The sequence below is a fragment of the Curtobacterium sp. AB451 genome (assembly GCF_050585845.1).
Classification (GTDB): domain Bacteria; phylum Actinomycetota; class Actinomycetes; order Actinomycetales; family Microbacteriaceae; genus Curtobacterium.
The window spans coordinates 141235-159036 of sequence record NZ_JBOBQG010000006.1; the positions used below are offsets into that span (position 1 = coordinate 141235).

At 72.8% G+C, this 17802-nt stretch carries 12 protein-coding genes; 6 read left to right on the forward strand and 6 right to left on the reverse strand.

Annotated features, from left to right (window positions below; all coding sequences use genetic code 11):
- Nucleotides 1-7: 7 nt before the first annotated feature.
- Both ACQXVK_RS14665 and ACQXVK_RS14670 read right to left on the reverse strand, forming a co-directional pair.
- A complete protein-coding gene (locus ACQXVK_RS14665; RefSeq protein ID WP_430854040.1) occupies nt 8-463 on the reverse strand; it encodes a MarR family winged helix-turn-helix transcriptional regulator in 456 nt (151 codons plus the stop codon).
- A 117-nt stretch (nt 464-580) separates the two neighbouring features.
- Complete coding sequence (locus tag ACQXVK_RS14670) at nt 581-2209, reverse strand: DHA2 family efflux MFS transporter permease subunit (protein WP_430854041.1); 1629 nt, start codon at nt 2207-2209, stop codon at nt 581-583.
- A gap of 138 nt (nt 2210-2347) precedes the next feature.
- On the opposite strand from ACQXVK_RS14670, the gene mvk reads away from it, so the two are divergent.
- The 5 genes from mvk to ACQXVK_RS14695 are packed head-to-tail and all read left to right on the forward strand — an operon-like array spanning nt 2348 to nt 7646.
- Nucleotides 2348-3337, forward strand: a complete 990-nt coding sequence (mvk, locus tag ACQXVK_RS14675; protein ID WP_430854042.1) for a mevalonate kinase — start codon at nt 2348-2350, stop codon at nt 3335-3337.
- Nucleotides 3337-4356 carry a diphosphomevalonate decarboxylase gene (mvaD, locus tag ACQXVK_RS14680; RefSeq protein WP_430854043.1) on the forward strand — a complete coding sequence of 340 codons (1020 nt, stop codon included), beginning with the start codon at nt 3337-3339 and terminating at the stop codon, nt 4354-4356. Before mvk ends, mvaD begins: the two co-directional genes overlap by 1 nt.
- Nucleotides 4353-5435: a phosphomevalonate kinase gene (locus ACQXVK_RS14685; RefSeq protein WP_430854044.1), complete on the forward strand. Its 1083-nt coding sequence runs from the start codon at nt 4353-4355 to the stop codon at nt 5433-5435. Before mvaD ends, ACQXVK_RS14685 begins: the two co-directional genes overlap by 4 nt.
- Nucleotides 5428-6492 (forward strand): hydroxymethylglutaryl-CoA reductase, encoded by a 1065-nt coding sequence (locus ACQXVK_RS14690; RefSeq protein ID WP_402267765.1) that lies wholly within the window; start codon nt 5428-5430, stop codon nt 6490-6492. Before ACQXVK_RS14685 ends, ACQXVK_RS14690 begins: the two co-directional genes overlap by 8 nt.
- A complete protein-coding gene (locus tag ACQXVK_RS14695; RefSeq protein ID WP_416393146.1) occupies nt 6489-7646 on the forward strand; it encodes a hydroxymethylglutaryl-CoA synthase in 1158 nt (385 codons plus the stop codon). The genes ACQXVK_RS14690 and ACQXVK_RS14695 overlap by 4 nt, the downstream gene beginning before the upstream one ends.
- 64 nt (nt 7647-7710) lie before the next feature.
- Here the strand turns inward: ACQXVK_RS14695 and ACQXVK_RS14700 are convergent, their stop codons facing one another.
- Nucleotides 7711-8697, reverse strand: a complete 987-nt coding sequence (locus tag ACQXVK_RS14700) for an SRPBCC family protein (protein WP_430854045.1) — start codon at nt 8695-8697, stop codon at nt 7711-7713.
- Nucleotides 8697-9116: an ArsR/SmtB family transcription factor gene (locus ACQXVK_RS14705; RefSeq protein WP_430854046.1), complete on the reverse strand. Its 420-nt coding sequence runs from the start codon at nt 9114-9116 to the stop codon at nt 8697-8699. Before ACQXVK_RS14705 ends, ACQXVK_RS14700 begins: the two co-directional genes overlap by 1 nt.
- Nucleotides 9117-9175: 59 nt before the next feature.
- Here ACQXVK_RS14705 and ACQXVK_RS14710 point away from each other — a divergent pair, with 59 nt between their 5' ends.
- Nucleotides 9176-9562 carry an ATP-dependent DNA ligase gene (locus ACQXVK_RS14710; RefSeq protein WP_430854047.1) on the forward strand — a complete coding sequence of 129 codons (387 nt, stop codon included), beginning with the start codon at nt 9176-9178 and terminating at the stop codon, nt 9560-9562.
- Nucleotides 9563-9832: 270 nt separating this feature from the next.
- On the opposite strand, the gene ACQXVK_RS14715 is transcribed toward ACQXVK_RS14710, so the two are convergent.
- Nucleotides 9833-11620 (reverse strand): sulfite reductase subunit alpha, encoded by a 1788-nt coding sequence (locus ACQXVK_RS14715; protein WP_430854048.1) that lies wholly within the window; start codon nt 11618-11620, stop codon nt 9833-9835.
- A complete protein-coding gene (locus ACQXVK_RS14720) occupies nt 11617-17184 on the reverse strand; it encodes a glutamate synthase-related protein (RefSeq protein ID WP_430854049.1) in 5568 nt (1855 codons plus the stop codon). Before ACQXVK_RS14720 ends, ACQXVK_RS14715 begins: the two co-directional genes overlap by 4 nt.
- Between the last annotated feature and the right edge of the window lie 618 nt (nt 17185-17802).

Here is a 17802-nt window from a genome sequence, read left to right on the forward strand (position 1 = left end):
GTGGGGGTCAGTGGTCCGCTGCGGCGCGGTCCGGCGTCGCGGCGGCGTGCATGGTCTCGGTCAGCCGGTGCAGCGTCGCGATGAGCTCCGTCGCAGCCTGTTCGTCGGCCAGGCCCATCCCCGCGGCGATCGTCGACGGGATGTGGGCGAGCTCGCCGCGGATCGTGCGGCCGCGGTCACCGAGTGTGACCGTGACGACGCGTTCGTCGGCACTGCGGCGCTCGCGGCGGACGAGGTCGCCCTGCTCCATGCGACGGAGCAGTGGCGAGAGCGTGCCGGAGTCGAGCTGCAGGTGGTCGCCGAGGCCCGAGACGGTCTGGTCGCCCTCGATCCACAGCGTCACGAGGACGAGGTACTGCGGGTACGTGAGGCCCCACGGCTCGAGCAGGGACCGGTACGCCTGCGTGGTGGCACGGCTCGCCGCGTAGAGGGAGAAGCACACCATCTCGTCGGTCACGGGCATGCCACAAGGATTGCACGCAATTCAGTTGTGCACAACCTTGTTCCGGGGCCGCGGGGGCGGTGCCGCGGACCGCGGACCGGGAGGCGCGGTGCGGGGCCGACCCGCGCCGTGCGTCCGTCAGTCGGGCACGTCGGTGCGCTGACGGGTCGGCTCGGCCGCACCGTCCTCGACGTCCTCGGGGCGGTTGCGCAGCCGCAGCGTCGCCGCGAGGCCGAGCACGAGGAAGCCCGCGGCGGACCAGGCCGCGGCGCGCGTGCCGTCGCTGAACGCCTCGGCCGCCGCGGCTCCGGCGGTCGGGCTCTGCTCGGTGAGTGCCGCGATCGACCCACCGGAGGACGCCACCACGGCGTCGGCGATCTGCGAGGCCGTGGCCGCGGGGGTGCCGGCGTCCTCGAGGCGGTGCTGGAGCAGGGTCCCGGTCGAGGTGAACAGGACCGTGCCGAGCACCGCGATGCCGAGCGCCGAGCCGATCTGGCGCGCGGTGCTCTGGGCGCCGGAGGCCTCGCCGCTCCGCTCGACCGGGACGTCGCGCAGCACGACGCCGGTCAGCTGCGCGGTCGCCAGCCCGACGCCGAACCCGTAGACGAACAGGCACGGCACGATCGCCCACCACGGCGTCGACGAGGTCACGACGAAGCCGATCGCCGCGACGCCCACGATCTCGGCGGCGATGCCGATGCGCACGATCCTGAGTGCGCCGATCCGCTGGCCGGCGGTCGCGGCGAACCCGCTCGCGACGAACGACCCGATCGCGAGGGCGAGCAGCACGAACCCGGTCTGCAGGGCGGAGTACCCGAGCACGTTCTGCAGCCAGATGGGCAGGGAGAGGATGATGCCGAACTCGCCGAGCGACACGATGAGCGCCGCGATCGACCCGTTCCGGAACGACCCGATCGTGAAGAGGTCGAGCGCGATGAGCGTGGAGCGGCCCGCGCGCTGCCGCCGCCGGGTCCAGAGCACGAAGGCCACGCCCGCGACGACGCAGACGAGGAACGCGTACGGGATCGGCGACAGCGGTCCGGGCCAGGTCCAGTCGCCGACGGTCAACCGGGTGGCGTTCGTCCACCAGCCGTACGTCCGTCCCTCGATGAGGCCGAACACGAGCGCGGCGCTCGTCACGACGCTGAGCACCGCGCCGATGACGTCGATCCGGCCGGCGTGCACGGTGTCGCGGGACTCGCGCACGGTCAGGTACGCGCCGATGACGATGGCGACGCCGAGCGGGATGTTGATGCCGAACGCCCACCGCCACGAGAAGTCCGTCGTCAGCCAGCCGCCGAGCAGCGGGCCCACGGCGACCATGCCGCCGATCGTCGAGCCCCAGACCGCGAAGGCGATCCCGCGCTCGCGCCCGGTGAAGGTCGCGTTGACGAGGGACAGGGTCGTCGGCAGGACCATCGCGCCGCCGACGCCCTGCGCGATGCGGGCGAGGACGAGCAGGTCGCCCGTCGGGGCCAGTGCGGCGAGGACCGACGCGAGCGCGAAGACGGAGACGCCGACGACCAGCAGGCGCCGTCGGCCGAACCGGTCGGCGAGGGAGCCGAACACGAGCAGGAGCGCCGCGAAGACCAGGGTGTAGCTCTCCTGCACCCACTGCACCGCCGTCGACCCGATGTCGAGGTCGCGGACGATGCTCGGGATCGCGACGTTCACGATCGTCGAGTCGACGATGATGAGCGAGACGGCGATGCTGATGACGACGAGTCCGGCCCAGCGTCGACGGTCGGGGGTGTGGTGGGTGCTCACGTGGCGGCTCCTCGGGTAGTCAGCATGCTGACGATCACCGTACGCCCCGAACGAGGACCTCGTGCAGCGCGCACGGGCGGGGTACGGACACCGTCGAGCGCGCCCGTGGCCGGGACGGTTAGGCTGACGTGACCCACGATGACCACCAACGACCTCGACAACTCAGCGACCACTGGAGCCGGCCCCACCCGCCGCACCGGTAGGGCGTCGTCCCACGGCAAGACGATCCTGATCGGGGAGCACGCCGTGGTCTACGGCGCACCCGCGCTCGTGCTGCCGGTCCTCGACGCCGTGGTCGTCGCGACGGTGACGCCGACCGACGACGCCGAGGGGCACCACCTCGAGTCCGCCGTGCACACCGGACCGCTCGACCTCGCCCCGGCCGCCGTGATGCCCACCGTGACCGCCGTCACCGCGACGCTCCGCCAATTCGGCGCGACGGACCGCCGGTTCCACGTGCGGGTCGACAGCGCGGTCCCCACCGCCCGGGGCATGGGCTCGAGCGCGGCGGTGGCGGCGGCGGTGACCGCGGCCGTCGCGGACGCCCTCGGCGAGCCCCTCGACGCCGAGGCGCACCACGACCTCATCCAGGAGTGCGAGCGCGTCGCCCACGGTCGACCGTCCGGCCTCGACGCCCGCGGGGTCGTCGCGGACGCGCCCGTCTGGTTCGAGGGCGGCCGCATCGGACCCGTCGAGCTCGGCGCGCGCTTCGCCTTCGTCGTCGCCGACACCGGCGTGCCCGGTCACACGCGCGAGGCGGTCGCGGCCGTCCGTGCCCGCCACGACGCCGACCCGGACGCCACCGACGCCGTCGTGGACCGCATCGGCGCGCTCGCCCGACGCGCGCGGGCGGCACTCGTGGACGGTGACGCACAGGCGCTCGGTGCCACGATGGACGCCGCGCACGGGCTGCTCGGCGACCTCGACGTGTCGAGCGTCGACCTCGACCGGCTCGTCGACGCCGCACGTGCGGCCGACGCCCTCGGCGCGAAGCTCACGGGCGGTGGCCGCGGCGGGTGCGTGATCGCCCTCGCCACGGACGACGACCACGCGGACCGCATCGCGGCCGCACTGCGCGGCGCAGGTGCCGCAGCCACCTGGACCACCACGATCGGAGACCGCGCCTGATGACCGCCACCGCCGTCGCGCACCCCAACATCGCCCTCGTCAAGTACTGGGGCAAGGCGGACGCCGCCCTCGCCCTGCCGGCCACGGGCAGCGTCTCGATGGGGCTCGACGTGTTCCCGACGACGACGTCGGTCACCGTCGGGGACACCGCGGACGACACCCTGACCCTCAACGGCGCCCTCACGACCGACGGGGCGCTCGTCCGGGTCACGCAGTTCCTCGACCTCGTGCGCGAGCTCGCCGGGTCCTCCGCGCGCGCGTCCGTCGTCTCCGAGAACACCGTCCCGACCGGTGCAGGCCTCGCCTCGAGCGCCTCGGGGTTCGCCGCGCTCGCCACCGCCGCCGCTGCGGCCTACGGGCTCGACCTGTCGCCGCGCGACCTGTCCCGGCTCGCCCGTCGCGGCTCCGGCTCGGCCACCCGGTCGATCCCCGGCGGGGTCGCGGTGTGGCACGCCGGCGACGACCAGGGCTCCTACGCCGAACCGATCCCCGCGCCGCCGATGGCCATGGTGGTCGTGACGATCGACGCCGGCCCGAAACCGATCGGCTCCCGCGAGGCCATGCGACGCACCATCGCGACGTCGCCGTTCTACCCGGCCTGGGTCACCTCGACCACCGAGACCGTCGGTGACGTGCTCACCGCCTGCGCCGCCGGTGACTTCACCCGCATCGGCGAGCTGACCGAGAGCAACGCGCTCCGCATGCACGCCACGATCGAGGGCGCCTTCCCGCCCATCCGGTACCTGAACGCCCGCAGCGTCGCCGTGTTCGACGCCGTGGCCGAACTGCGCGCCGCCGGACTCGAGGCGTACGCCACCGCCGACGCCGGCCCGAACGTCGTCGTGCTCTGCAAGCCGGAGGACCGCTCGGCCGTCGCCACGGCGCTGGCGTCGTTCGGCGACGTCATCGAGTCCGGTACCGGACCAGGCGCGTACCTGGTCGGCTCCGAAGGAACGGGGACCGAGGACCCGGCGGCACACGCACCGGGCGTGGTCCGACCAGAGGAGTCCGCCGAGTGATCGAGTTCCGTGCCCACGGCAAGCTGTTCGTCGCGGGGGAGTACGCCGTCGTCGAGCCGGGGCAGCCGTCCGTCATCATCGCCCTCGACCGCGCCATCACCGCGCGGGTGAGCGAGGGGCACGGTGCCGGCAGCGTGCACTCCGAGGAGTACGGACACCTCCCGCTCACGTGGACCCGCGCCGAGGACGGCATCGCGCTCGACACCGAGCACCACCCCTACGACTACGTGATGGCGACGATCGACCTCGTCGAGAAGCTCCGAGCCGAGCAGGGCATCGAACCGCGCTTCCACGACCTCCGCATCCACAGCCAGCTCGACGACGCGAGCGGTCGGAAGTTCGGGCTCGGGTCCTCCGCTGCCGTGACCGTCGCCACGGTCGGCGCCCTCGACCGCTTCTACGGGCTCGGGCTCTCGCAGCGGAAGCGGTTCCAGGTCGCCCTGCTCGCCACGATCCGGGTCAACCCGCGGGCGTCGGGCGGCGACCTCGCGGCGAGCACGTTCGGCGGCTGGCTCCGCTACAGCGCGCCCGACCGCGAGCGGCTCGCGGCCCAGCTCGACACCCGCTCCGTGACCGAGATCCTCGGCGACCAGGACGCGTGGGAGGGCTTCGACGTCCAGCGCCTGCCCGCCCCCGAGAACCTCGAGCTGCTCGTGGGCTGGACCGGTTCGCCGGCGTCGACCACGAAGCTCGTCGGCGTCGTGCGCCGGCACCGGAACGGCGGCTACCAGGCGTTCCTCGACGAGAGCCGCGCCTGCGTCGACGACCTCACCGCGGGCCTGCAGACCGGCGACGCCGAGCGGTCCCTCGGTGCGCTCCGTCGCGCTCGCGGCCTGCTCCAGCGCCTCGGCACGTCGGTCGGCTCGCAGATCGAGACCGAGCGACTCGCGACCCTGTGCGACGTCGTCGAAGCGGCGGGCGGGGCGGCCAAGCCGTCCGGTGCCGGCGGCGGCGACTGCGGCATCGCGCTCGTCCCGGCGGACACCGACCTCGCCGGCATCCACCGCGCCTGGGAGGCGCACGACATCAGACACCTCAGCGTCGCGGTGCAAGCGCCCGAAGGGAGCGTCGATGACTGACCTGCTGACCCCGATCCCCACGAAGTGGGTGGGGCCGATCCGCATCAGCGGCAACGCGGTGGAGGGCGAGCACGAGGTGCCGCTCGCCACGTACGAGTCGCCGCTCTGGCCGTCCGTCGGCCGCGGTGCTCGCATCTCGCGCATGGTCGAGGGCGGCATCGTCGCGACCGTCGTCGACGAGCGCATGACGCGCTCGGTCGTCGTCCGTGCCGACAGCGCCGCCGCCGCGCACCTGGCGACCGGGCGCATCCTCGCGCGGCAGGACGAGCTCGAGCAGATCGTCGCCGGGCAGAGCCGCTTCGCGAAGCTCATCGAGGTGCACCCGGAGATCGTCGGGGACCTGCTGTTCCTGCGCTTCGCGTTCACCACGGGCGACGCCTCCGGGCACAACATGGTCACGCAGGCGGCGGACAAGCTCCTGCCGGCGATCCTCGCGTGGGAGCCGGGCCTGCGGTACGTCAGCGTCTCGGGCAACTTCTGCACCGACAAGAAGGCCACGGCGGTGAACGGGATCCGCGGACGCGGCCGGAACACCGTCGCCGAGATCGTCATCCCGGGCGAGGTCGTCGAGAAGCGCCTGCGGTCGAGCGCCGCCCGGATCGCCGAGCTGAACGTCGCGAAGAACCTCGTCGGGTCGACCATCGCCGGGGCCATCCGCTCCGCGAACGCCCACTACGCGAACATGCTCCTCGGGTTCTACCTCGCCACCGGACAGGACGCCGCGAACATCGTCGAGGGCTCCCAGGGCATCACGAGCGCCGAGGACCGCGACGGCGACCTGTACTTCGCGACCTCGCTCCCGCACCTCATCGTCGGCACGGTCGGCAACGGCAAGGGCGGTGACCTGCCCGTCGTCGAGGACGCCCTCGCGCGCCTCGGCTGCCGCGAGGACCGCGAGCCCGGCGCGAACGCCCGCCGTCTCGCCGCCCTGTGCGCCGCGACCGTCCTGTGCGGGGAGCTCTCCCTGCTCGCCGCGCAGACCAACCCGGGCGAGCTGATGGCCGCCCACGTCGCCATGGAACGCCGTGGCGCCAAGCCTGCCGGAGGTGCAGCATGACCCGCATCGGCATCCACGACCTCGCCGTCGCGACCGGGCACCACGTCCTCGAGCTCGACGACCTCGCCGAGCGCCTCGGCGTCGACCCGGCGAAGTACCACGTCGGCATCGGGCAGGACGCGTTCAGCGTGCCCGCGCCGGACGAGGACATCGTCACGATGGGCGCCGCCGCGGCGAAGGAGATCATCGACCGGCACGGTGCCGAGGGCATCCGCACGGTGCTGTTCGCGACCGAGTCCGGTGTCGACCAGTCCAAGGCCGCCGGGGTGTTCGTGCACGGACTGCTCGGGCTGCCGCAGAACGTCCGCGTCGTCGAGCTGAAGCAGGCCTGCTACGGCGGGACCGCTGCCGTCCAGCTCGCCCTCGGCATCGTCGCGCGGGCCCCGCGGGAGCGCGTGCTGGTCATCGCCGCCGACGTCGCGCGCTACGACGTCGACACCGCCGCCGAGCCGACGCAGGGCGCCGGCGCGGCCGCGATGCTGATCGCCGCCGACCCGGACCTCATCGAGATCGAGCCGGCCGCCGGGGTCTTCACCGCCGACGTCGACGACTTCTGGCGGCCGAACGACCGCTCCACCGCGCTCGTCGACGGCCGCCTGTCCGTGAGCGCCTACGTCGACGCGTTCGTCGGGGCGTGGGACGACCTCGCGGCGCAGGGCGGCCCGGCGTACGAGGACATCGTGCGCTTCGTCCACCACCAGCCGTTCACGAAGATGGCGCTCAAGGCGCACCGGAAGCTCACCCAGCACGTCGGGGTGCCCTTCGACGAGTCCGAGCTCGCCCTCGGCTTCACGTACAACAAGCAGACCGGCAACACCTACACGGCGTCGCTCTGGATCGGGCTCGCGGCCCTGCTCGACCTCGACGACGACCTCGCGGGGGAGCGCATCGGGCTGTTCAGCTACGGATCCGGCAGTGTCGGCGAGCTCGTCACCGGCATCGTCCAGCCGGCGTACCGCGAGCACCGCCGCGAGGGGCGGGTCCGCGAGCTCCTCGCCGCACGGGTCCCGCTCTCGGTCGACGCCTACCGCGAGCTGCACGCCGCGGGTGCCGCGACGAGCGAGGACGTCGAGCGTCCGCAGGTCACGGCCGCGCCGTACCGCTTCGCCGGGGTGCGCGGCGGCGCCCGCCGCTACGAGGCGACGCAGCGCTGACGCGACCGTCTGACGGACGGGAGGCGCGGTGCCCGCTGGCACCGTCCCTCCCGTCCCGCACGACTCACGCCGCTGTGGACAGGACCTCGCGTTCCAGACGCTGGTAGCTCGTCTCCATGCCGTCCGTCATGCCGGTCGCGAGGATCATGTCCCGCTGCTCGCGGTCGGGGTAGGTGATGCGGAGCGTCATGAGCGTGACGCCGTCGGCCTCGTCGAACTGCAGGTCGTTGACGTTGGCCGGGAACGGCGCACCGGTCATCCGTTCGGTCGTGACCATGCGGCGGTCCGGCTCGATGACGAGGTGCTCGCCCTCGAACCCGAACGCCTCGCCCTCGGTGTCCCCGACGGGCGCCCAGGCCTGCCGGAACGATCCGCCGACGACCAGGTCGTCCTCGCACACCGTCATCTCCCACCCGTCCGGGCCGAGCAGCCAGCGCCGCATCAGCTCCGGCTCCGTGTGCGCACGCCAGAGCAGGTGCCGCGGCGCCCGGAACGCGCGGGTGATGGCCACGTGGGTGTCGTCCACGATCTCGGTGACCGTGCCCCGGCCGAGGGCGTACTCGCGGAGGTCGGCCAGCACCGTGTCGAGCTGACCGAACGCCTGCTCGTAGCCGTCGAGCATGCCCATCTCGAGCATGGCGTCGAGGTCGGCGGCGGACGCGAACGACGTCAGCACCGTCACCCGTGAGCCGCTGCCGACGGCCTCGAACGACAGCACGGTCTCGCTCGCGGGCAGCGCGTCGTCGACCGTGCCCTCGGCGTCGGAGAACAGGTCGCGGAAGGCGATCCGGCGGGGTTCGTCGACCTCGGACACCTGCCAGAGTGCGTGGAACCGTTCGTTCTCGGGCGAGGTCATCCGGTAGTGGGCGACGCCGCCGGGGCGCAGGTCGAACGACGTGAACGTCGCGGGGAACCCGGGCGGGCCCCAGAATCGTTCGAGCTGCCGGGGATCCGCGAACGCTGCCCAGAGGCGTTCGACGGGGACGGGGAACTCGGCCACGAGGGTCATGGTGAGCTCCTCGGGGTCGGTGTGGACGGACGTGGTCGGCATCATTGGCTCCCTTGCGTTCGGTCATCGTCGCCGCGCGGTGCGCGGTGAGCCCCCAGTGGCGCGCGGTCCTCTCCCAGCGGCGCGCGGTCTTCTCCCAGCAGTGCGTCGAGCCGGTCGATCCGGCCGCGCCAGAGGTCCGCGTAGCCGTCGAGCAGCCCACGGACGCGATCGATCTGTCCCGGCTCGGCGCGCACGATGCGGGTGCGGCCCCGGGGTTCCTTGGTCACGAGTCCCGCTCCTTCGAGGACGGCGACGTGCTTCTGGACGGCGGCGAACGACATCGCGTAGGCGTCCGCGAGTGCGCTCACGGACGCCTCGCCGACCAGGGTGCGACGGACGATGTCGCGTCTGGTCGCGTCGGCCAGGGCGTGGAAGACCCGGTCGACCTCGGCATCGCTCATTTCGGTTCGTGCAACCATCCGGTTGTACGTTACGACGGTCCTGCCCGCCGCACAACCCCCGCGGTGTACAAGGACGCATGGGTCAGCTCATCTACGACGGAGAGCCGCTCGACCTCCGGATCGACGACCGAGCGCTCACACACCTGCAGATCGTCATCGTGAACATGCTCCGGCGGGAGCACCGGTTCGCGTTCTCGTGGAAGGACGACGCCGTCCACGGCAACGGGCGCAGCACGATCTGGCTGCACCCGAACGTGAGTCTGCACTTCAAGTTCTCCGGCAGCCGGGTGCCCCGGATCAACCGCAGCTGGCTCGAGGACCTCTACGCTGCCGCCACCTCGGGCGCAGGGCTCGTGCTCACCCCGGAGCCGTCGGACACGAGCACCGCGGACGACTCGGCGTGGTCCCGTGCGGTGGTGCCGGGCGATGCCGACGACGACTCCGGTACCGAGGATGGGCATTAGCACACGGCCTGTGGACGGTCAACGGGTCGCGCACGTCCGTGCAGACTGACTACGGTGGGCGTACCGCGCGAGCGATCGACTCCGGCCCAGGGATCCGATGACGGCAGCACGCGCGGGAAGAGGGGGAACCACGCGTCGTGCGAGGAGTCCCGGATCAGGGGTCTCCCGGCCCACAGCGCCCCCTCTCCGTCGCCCTGGTCGTGGATTCGGGTTCCGCACCGGGGCGACGGACGGGGCGCCCGGTCGTGTGCCGGGCGCCGCCCTCGCCGCTCAGTAGACGTCGCGGACGTACCGCTTGCCGCGGCGCATGTCGGCGAGGTACGCCTGCGCGTCGTCCTCGCCCCGACCCCGCTGGCTGGCGATGACCGTCAGGATCGCCTGCTCGACGTCCTTCGCCATGCGTGAGGCGTCGCCGCACACGTAGAAGTGGCCGCCGTCCTCGAGCCAGGCGTACAGCTCCGGGGCCTGCTCGAGCATCCGGGTCTGCACGTAGACCTTCTCGGCCTGGTCGCGCGAGAACGCCAGGTCGAGCCGGTCCAGCACGCCCTGCTCCTGCAGCTCGGTGAGCTCGTCCTCGTAGACGAAGTCGGTGTCGCGGTGCTGGTCCCCGAAGAAGAGCCAGTTCCGCCCGGTCGCCCCGGAGACGGCGCGCTCGTGCAGGAACCCACGGAACGGTGCGATGCCGGTGCCCGGTCCGACCATGATCATCGGTGCGCTGTCGTCCGCCGGCACGCCGAACGACGCGTTCGGCTGCAGGTAGACGTCGACTGTGCCGTCCGGGTCTACCCGGTCCGCCAGGAACGTCGAGGCGACGCCGGCGTACATGCGGTGCGGGTCGCCGTAGCGGACGGACGCGATCGTCAGGTGGATCCGGTCTGGGTGCGCGAGCGGGCTCGACGAGATCGAGTACTGCCGTGCCTGCAGCGGCCGGAGGTTCGGCAGCAGTTCGTCGAGTCCCGGCGCCGCCGGTCCCGCGTCGCGGAGCAGGTCGAGGACGTCACGGCCCCACAGCCAGCGGTCGAGCTCGTGCTTGTCGCCGTGGGAGACGACGGCGGCGAGCTCCGACGACGGGGCGCGCTGCACGAGGTCCGCGATGAGGTCCTTCGAGGGCGTCCGGATCTCGCGGTCCGTCCGGAGGACCTCGGTGATCGTGCGGCCGTCGAGCGTCTCGGACCCGTTCGCGCCGACCTGCTCGAGCAGCTCGCCGACGAACACCTCGTCGTTCGTCGGCACGACGGCGAGTGCGTCGCCCGCTGCGTACTCGATCCCGGAGTCGCCGAGGTCGAACTCGTAGTGGCGGATCTCCTTCGCGCTGCGCGGCGAGGAGAGCAGCCGGTTCTCGACCAGGGCCGACGGGTACGGGTTGCGCTTGTTCCACCGGGAACCGGGCCGGGAGGCACGGCTCGTGCCCGCCCCGCCGGTCGCGGTCGCCGACGTGGCCGGGTCGCCGGCGGGGCCGGATGCGCTCGGCTGCGCGCCGGCCTCTGCCGCGAGACGGTCGAGCACCGCGGCGGTCCACAGCGCGGCGGGGTCCTCGAAGTCCACGTCGCAGTCGACGCGGTCGTGGATGCGGGTCGCGCCGAGCTGTTCGAAGCGGGTGTCGAGGAGCTTGCCGGCCTGGCAGAACTCGTCGTAGCTCGTGTCGCCGAGCCCGAGGACGGCGTACTGCAGCCCCTCGAGCCGGGGCACGGTGGTCGCCTGGATCGCGTCCCAGAACAGGCCGGCGTTGTCGGGCATCTCGCCCTCGCCGTACGTCGAGGTCACGACGAGCACATGCGACATCCCGGCCAGCTGCTCCGGCGTGACGGCGTCGAGCGGCGTGGTGCGGCCACCGAGGCCACGCGCCTTCGCGCCGGCGACCAGCTCGTCGGCGAGGAACTCCGCGTTGCCGGTCTGCGTGCCGAACAGCACGTCGACCGTCGTCGTCGGGGCACCACCGGCGGCCCGCTTGCCCGCGGCGGCGATCCCGGCGATGAACCCCGCGAGCCAGGACTCCTGCGCCGCGGAGAACGGGGCGTCGACCGGGATCAGCTGCCCGGTGGGAGGGAGGGTGCTCATGCCGACACCACCTCGGTCGGGGCCTGCGGCGCGCGGCCGGCGATGTCCTCGAGCGCCGCGTTCGCGAGCAGCTCGTCGAAGCGCGCCGCCCGGGCGCGTCCGGCGTTCTTGGCGTTCTGGTGCATGATCCACCCCGTGGTGCCCGGCATGTCCGTGCTGCGGTTGTTCCGCTGCGCGAGCGCACGCTTCGAGTCGTCGAGTCGCTTGACGGCGATGAGGGTCGCGAGCTCGTCGTCCGCGAACCGGTCGAACGTGCTGCGGAGGTACTTCACGACGCGCTGCTTGACCTGGAAGTCCTCGGTCAGGACGAGGTTCTTCACGGCCTCGGTCACGCGCGGGTCGTTCGGGCTGGCGCCCGGGACCCGCTCCTGCGCGACGTCCTGCGCGACCCCGAGCACGGTGTACGAGGACAGCAGCGAGAACATGTCGTCGCCCTGGTCGCCGAGCGCGGGGGCACGGCCGTCGAGCACGGTGCGCCGGTCGCGGTAGTCGACCTTGAACGCACGGAGCTTGTCGGTCGCCACCGAGTTCGCGAGCTCGTCGAGCAGCTCGGGGCGGGTCGCGGCGGCGAGGATCTCGTCGGCGTCCTGGGTGAGCAGGAGCGCCCGCGGCATGCCGACGTACACGTGCTGGCGGGTGGTCTCCCACTCGGCGAGCAGACGCTCGGCCAGCGCCGAGCCCGTCGCCTCGAGGTGCCACTCGAGCAGCAGGCGCGCCGCTGCCTCGTGGAACGCCCCGCGCTCGGTGTCGGTGACCGGGAACACCAGGAGCGAGTCGGTGCTCGCGCGCTCGGTGACCTCGCCGGACGGGTCGTACTGGTACAGGAACCCGCCGGACATGCCGTTGCCGAGCCCCTTGCCGAAGGCGCCGAGGTTGAACACGGCACCGCCCGTCATGTACTCGCAGCCGAAGTCGCCGACGCCCTCGACGACCGCGGTCGCCCCGGAGTTGCGCACGGCGAACCGGTCGCCGGCCTCGCCCTCGACGAACGTGCGGCCGCCGGTCGCGCCGAACAGCGCGAAGTTGCCGACGAGGACGTTGCCGCCCTGCCCGGTGCTCCCGCCGCCGGGGGCGCGGACGATGATCCGCCCGCCGCTCTGGCTCTTGCCGACACCGTCGTTCGCGGTTCCGGTGTGCTCGAGGACGATGCCGTCGTTGTTGAACACGCCGTACGACTGCCCGGCCGAGCCGAGCGTGCGGATCGTGACCGCGCCGTCGACGAGCCGGCGGCGGCCGCGGTCGTCCGTGGTGATCGCCGGGTGCCCGGACAGGTCGGTGTCGCGGAGCTCGTGGTTGAGCAGGCGCTCCACGTCGATGCCGAGCTGACCGCCGACGGACTTGTCGCTGTTGCCGAGCAGGACGCCGTGCACGAGCACGTGCGCCTGCTCGTGGTCGACGAGGGCCGTGCGGACCCGCTCGAGGAGCGCGTCGTCGGTGTGGAAGTCCTTCTCGAGGTACTCCGGGTCGGTCACGACCTTCTCCGGGACCTGCGCGAGCAGGTTCCGGACGTCGAGGCGCCCGACCGACGCCGGGTGGTCGAGGAGCTGCAGCAGGTCGGTGCGGCCCCGGGCCTCGCGCAGGGAGCGCAGACCGAGGCGGGCGAGGATCTGCCGCACGTCGTGCGCGATGTTCAGCAGGTACTGCGCGAGCGCGCGGGGGTCGCCCTCGAACGCCTCGGCGTTCGTGGTGAGGCCCGCCGGGCACTTCACGTTGCAGTTCTTCGCCATCACGCAGCCGAGCATCATGAGCGCGGTGGTGCCGAACTCGAAGCTGTCGCCGCCGAGGAGCGCGCTCGTGACGACGTCGCTGCCGGTCTGGTGCGCGCCGGAGCAGCGGAGCGTGACCTTCTGGCGCAGGCCGTTCGCGACGAGGGCCTGGTGGACCTCGGCGACGCCGATCTCCGCCGAGCGGCCGGCGTACTTCAGGCTCGTGACGGCCGCGGCGCCCGTGCCACCGGTGTTCCCGGCGACGTTGATGACGTCGGCACCGGCCTTGGCCACGCCGACCGCGATGGTGCCGATGCCCTCCGAGGACACGAGCTTCACGACCACCCGGACGCGGGCGGCCTTGCAGTCGTGGATGAGCTGCGCGAGGTCCTCGATCGAGTACGTGTCGTGGTGCGGGGGCGGCGAGATGAGCTCGACGCCGGGCGTGCCACCACGGGCCGCGGCGATGTCCACCGTGACCTTCGGCGCGGGCAGCTGGCCGCCCTCGCCCGGCTTTGCGCCCTGGCCGATCTTGATCTCGAGCTCCTCGAGCATCGGGTCGGCGAGGTAGCCCGCCCAGATGCCGAAGCGTCCGGAGGCGAACTGCTTGATCCGCGAGCCGCGGATCGTGCCGTAGCGGGAGTGGTGCTCGCCGCCCTCGCCGCTGTTCGACATGCCCCCGACCATGTTCGTGCCGTGCGCGACCGCCTCGTGCGCGGTCGCGACGAGCGCGCCGTGGCTCATCGCGCCGGACGCCAGGGTCCGGGTGATCTCGTGTGCCGGCTGGACCTCGTCGAGCGGGACGCTCGCCGGGGCGTGCTCGAACAGGGCGAGCAGCTCGACGGCGGAGCCGGTGGCGCGGAGCGTCACCTGGGCGTCGTCGACGGAGTCGACGTCGACCTGGCCGGGGTGCAGCAGCGCGAGGCCGTCCGCGAGGGCGGCGTGGCGCAGTGCACCCGTGGTCCCCGTCGACGTGAGCTCGAGGCGGAAGCGCGCCGTGCCTCCAGGCAGGTCCTGGTCGTCCGACGGACGCGAGCCGGAGAGCCCGCGCACCGTGACGCTGGCGTTGCCGCTGGTCGAGAAGCGGCCGAGCTCGCGGGCGAAGTCCTCGGCCGTGTCGATGCCGGTCACGTCCGCGGGCAGGGCGAGCACGTCGCGGAGCGCCGCGGGACGGCGCGAGCGCTCGTCGTGCGTGGTCTGCAGGAACGTGACGTAGCCCGGCGTGATCCGGTGCGCGTCGATCTCGGCGTCGCTCAGCCGGTCGTAGCCGGTGTTGCGGTACGCCGTGTCGGTGATGCCGAAGGCGTCGTCGAGCTGCCCGAGGGTGAGCAGCCGCAGGGCCTCGGAGTCGCCGGAGCGCTCGAACGACGGACGCTCCTCGGTCATGCCGCCGAAGCCGCGCACGCTCGCGACGCCGAACGAGTGCCCGGCACCGTCCGAGCGCTCCTTGAAGAGCCCGAGCATCGGCACCTGGCCCTCGGAGGCGACCGTGCGGGCGCGCTCGTGCCAGTCCGTGGCGGCCTGGGCGATGCGGGCGAAGCCGACACCGCCGACGGGGGCCTGCATGTGCGGGAAGACCCGGGCGAGCAGGTCGTCGCGGGTGTCCAGGTAGTTCGGCTCGAAGAACTCGCCGCCGATGTAGCTCTCGGCCGTGCAGAGCCCGACGCGGCCCATCGTCTTCGCGAGGGCCTTCTCCGCCGCCTTCCGGAAGCGCTTGAGCGCGAGGTCGGTCGCGGTCAGCTCACCGGCGGGTGCGGGGGCGGCGGGGTACTTCTCCTCCGCACGGAGGCGTGCGCTGAGGCTGTACACGGCCGCGGCACCGAAGCCGAGGGCCGTCGCCACGTGGTGCGACGACGGGAGCTGACCGGACTCGGCGACCACGGACACCCGCAGCCGCAGCCCGGTCTCGATGAGTCGCTGGTTGACCGCGGCCACGGCGAGGATCACCGGCAGGGCCGCGTGCGTCGAGGACACGTTGCGGTCCGTGAGGACGGCGATCCCGCCGGTCCGCTCGGCGAACGCGGTCACGGCCTCGGCGAGCTGCTCGGTCGCGGAACGGACCGCGTCGGCGTTCGCCTGCTCGTCGCCGAGCACCGGCACGTAGAGCATCTCGAAGCGCTCGAGCGGGACGATGTCCTGCTCGCGCAGGCGCACCATGTCGAGGTGCCCGAGGATCGGGGACTGCACCACCAGCTGTCGGCTGGTCGTGCCCGTGCCGTCCGGCTTCGCCCCGAGTGCCACGCGCATCGACATGCCGTCGGCCTCGCGGATCGAGTCGAGCGGCGGGTTCGTGACCTGGGCGAAGCGCTGCGAGAAGTACTTCGCCATGCCGCCCTCGGTGTCGCTGAGCGCGTTGATGGCGTTGCCGTAGCCCATCGCCGAGATCCGCTCCGAGCCGTTCTGCAGCATCGGGTCGAGCATGAACCGGAAGCTCTCCTGGTTCAGCGAGTACGCCACGTAGCGGCCCGCGAGCGACAGGTCGCCCTCGTAGCCGAGCGTGGTCGTCGTGCGCTGGTACTCCGGCGCCGGGACGTCGTCGAGGTTGACGCGCGCCGCGTCGAGCAGGGCGCCGTAGGGCTTCCGGGCCGCGAGCATCTCGAGCACCTCGCGGGTGCGCATGAGCGTGCCGGTGCGGTGGTCGACGACGAGCATGCCGCCGGCCTCGATGCGCCCGCGGTGCACGACCTCGTCCGCGTCGAACTCGACCTGGCCGGCCTCGGACGACACCATCAGGTACTCGGCCGTCTGCACCGAGCGCAGCGGGCGGAGGCCGAGCCGGTCGAGCCGGGCACCGACGACGTCGCCGTCGCTGAAGATCACCGCTGCCGGGCCGTCGTTCTTCTCCTCGTAGAGCGAGAAGTACTCGAGCATGTCCCGGACCTCGGGTGTGAGGGTCCGGTCGTTCTCCCACGCCGGGGGCATGAGCGTCACGACGGCCTCGACGATCTCGAGGCCGTCGTCGAACACGCGGCTCTGCAGGGTCTGGTCGAGGCGGCTCGAGTCGGACTGTCCCGGCGGCCGCACGATGCTCCGGGTGCGGGCACGGGCGAGGGCTTCGTCCGACAGCCGGTTCTTGCGGTCGGTGTTGAGCTCGCCGTTGTGCGCCATCAGGCGGAACGGCTGCGCCATCGTCGGGTGCGGCTCGGTGTTCGTCGAGAAGCGCGTGTGGAAGTAGAGCGTCCGCACCGAGTGGCGCGGGTCCCGCAGGTCGGTGAAGTACCCGATGACCTCGCCGGAGTTCAGCCGGCCCTTGAGGATCTGCGTCCGGGCGCTGAGCGACAGCGGGTACAGGGCGGCGTGCTCGGCGCGGGCGGCGGCGGCCTGGCCGTACGACACCGCCTCGATCGCGAGCAGGGCGCGGTTGGCGGCGGCGTCGACCTCGTCGCGCGTCCAGGCCTCGGGGGCACGGAAGACCCACTGCACGATCGGCAGCTGGTACTGCTCGGCCTCGGGACGGGCGACGGAGTGGTCGACCGGGACGTCGCGGACGAGGAGCAGCGCGAAGCCCTGCTGCTCGATGGCGTCCGTGACGGTCTGCTGGGCTGCTGCGCGCTCGTCGTCGGCGTGGGCTCCGTTGCTGCTCGGCACGAAGCAGTTGGCGACGCCGAAGTGGCCCGCGCGGAGCTCCACGCCGGTGATCGCGCTGAAGAACTCCACCGACAGGTCGATGCTCACGCCCGCGCCGTCGCCGACGCCCTCGGCGGACTTGCCGCCGCGGTGGGGGATGGCGCACAGCGCTTCGTCGCCCTTGCGGATGACGTCGTGGCTCGGCGTCCCGTCGAGTCGGGTGATGAAACCGACGCCGCAGTCGCTCGATTCGCGGGCAGGGTCGTAGAGACCGAAGGAGGAGGGGTTCACGTGTGCAGGTCCAGTGGGGCGTTGCCGGCAGCGGACGGCCAGGCTGCATCAGTGGAGCGCTCGCCGCGGGCAGACCGGTGGTGGCAGTCGGGCCCTGTGGGGTTGTGGTGCGGTGAGGCGATGCTACGGCGCGGTATACCGCCCGCGCAACACGGCGCAGCCAGGAGGCGCGGGGCGGCTCCGCGCGCGGGCTGCGGGTGGCGCGGGCGGGCGGCGGGGCGGCGCGGGCGGGCGGGTGCGGGTGCGGGGCGGCGCGGGCGGGCGGCGAGCGGCGCACGGTGCGGCTTCGTTCGGCCGGTGCGGCGCTGCCCGCTCGGTGCGGGGTTGTAGCGGGGCACGGTGCGGTCGAGGGCGCACGGGCTGGCGCGCGCCGCACGGTGCGGGTTGGTTCGGCTGGTGCGGGGTTGTTCGGTGGGTGCGGCGCTGCCCGCTCGGTGCGGGGTTGTAGCCGCGCACGGAGCGGTCGAGCGCGCACGGGCTGGCGCGCGCCGCACGGTGCGGGTTGGTCCGGCTGGTGCGGGGCGGCTCGCCGGGTGCGGCGCTGCCCGCTGGGTGCGGGGTTGTAGCGGGGCACGGTGCGGTCGAGGGCGCACGGGCTGGCGGGCGCGGCACCGTGCG

Excerpts from the sequence above, each read along its gene's own strand:
- ACQXVK_RS14710 (WP_430854047.1), top strand. The coding sequence starts at position 9,176 with ATGGGTCAGCTCATCTACGACGGAGAGCCGCTCGACCTCCGGATCGAC.
- ACQXVK_RS14695 (WP_416393146.1), top strand. The coding sequence starts at position 6,489 with ATGACCCGCATCGGCATCCACGACCTCGCCGTCGCGACCGGGCACCAC.
- ACQXVK_RS14700 (WP_430854045.1), bottom strand. The coding sequence starts at position 8,697 with ATGCCGACCACGTCCGTCCACACCGACCCCGAGGAGCTCACCATGACC.
- mvk (WP_430854042.1), top strand. The coding sequence starts at position 2,348 with ATGACCACCAACGACCTCGACAACTCAGCGACCACTGGAGCCGGCCCC.
- ACQXVK_RS14690 (WP_402267765.1), top strand. The coding sequence starts at position 5,428 with ATGACTGACCTGCTGACCCCGATCCCCACGAAGTGGGTGGGGCCGATC.
- ACQXVK_RS14705 (WP_430854046.1), bottom strand. The coding sequence starts at position 9,116 with ATGGTTGCACGAACCGAAATGAGCGATGCCGAGGTCGACCGGGTCTTC.
- mvaD (WP_430854043.1), top strand. The coding sequence starts at position 3,337 with ATGACCGCCACCGCCGTCGCGCACCCCAACATCGCCCTCGTCAAGTAC.
- ACQXVK_RS14715 (WP_430854048.1), bottom strand. The coding sequence starts at position 11,620 with ATGAGCACCCTCCCTCCCACCGGGCAGCTGATCCCGGTCGACGCCCCG.
- ACQXVK_RS14665 (WP_430854040.1), bottom strand. The coding sequence starts at position 463 with ATGCCCGTGACCGACGAGATGGTGTGCTTCTCCCTCTACGCGGCGAGC.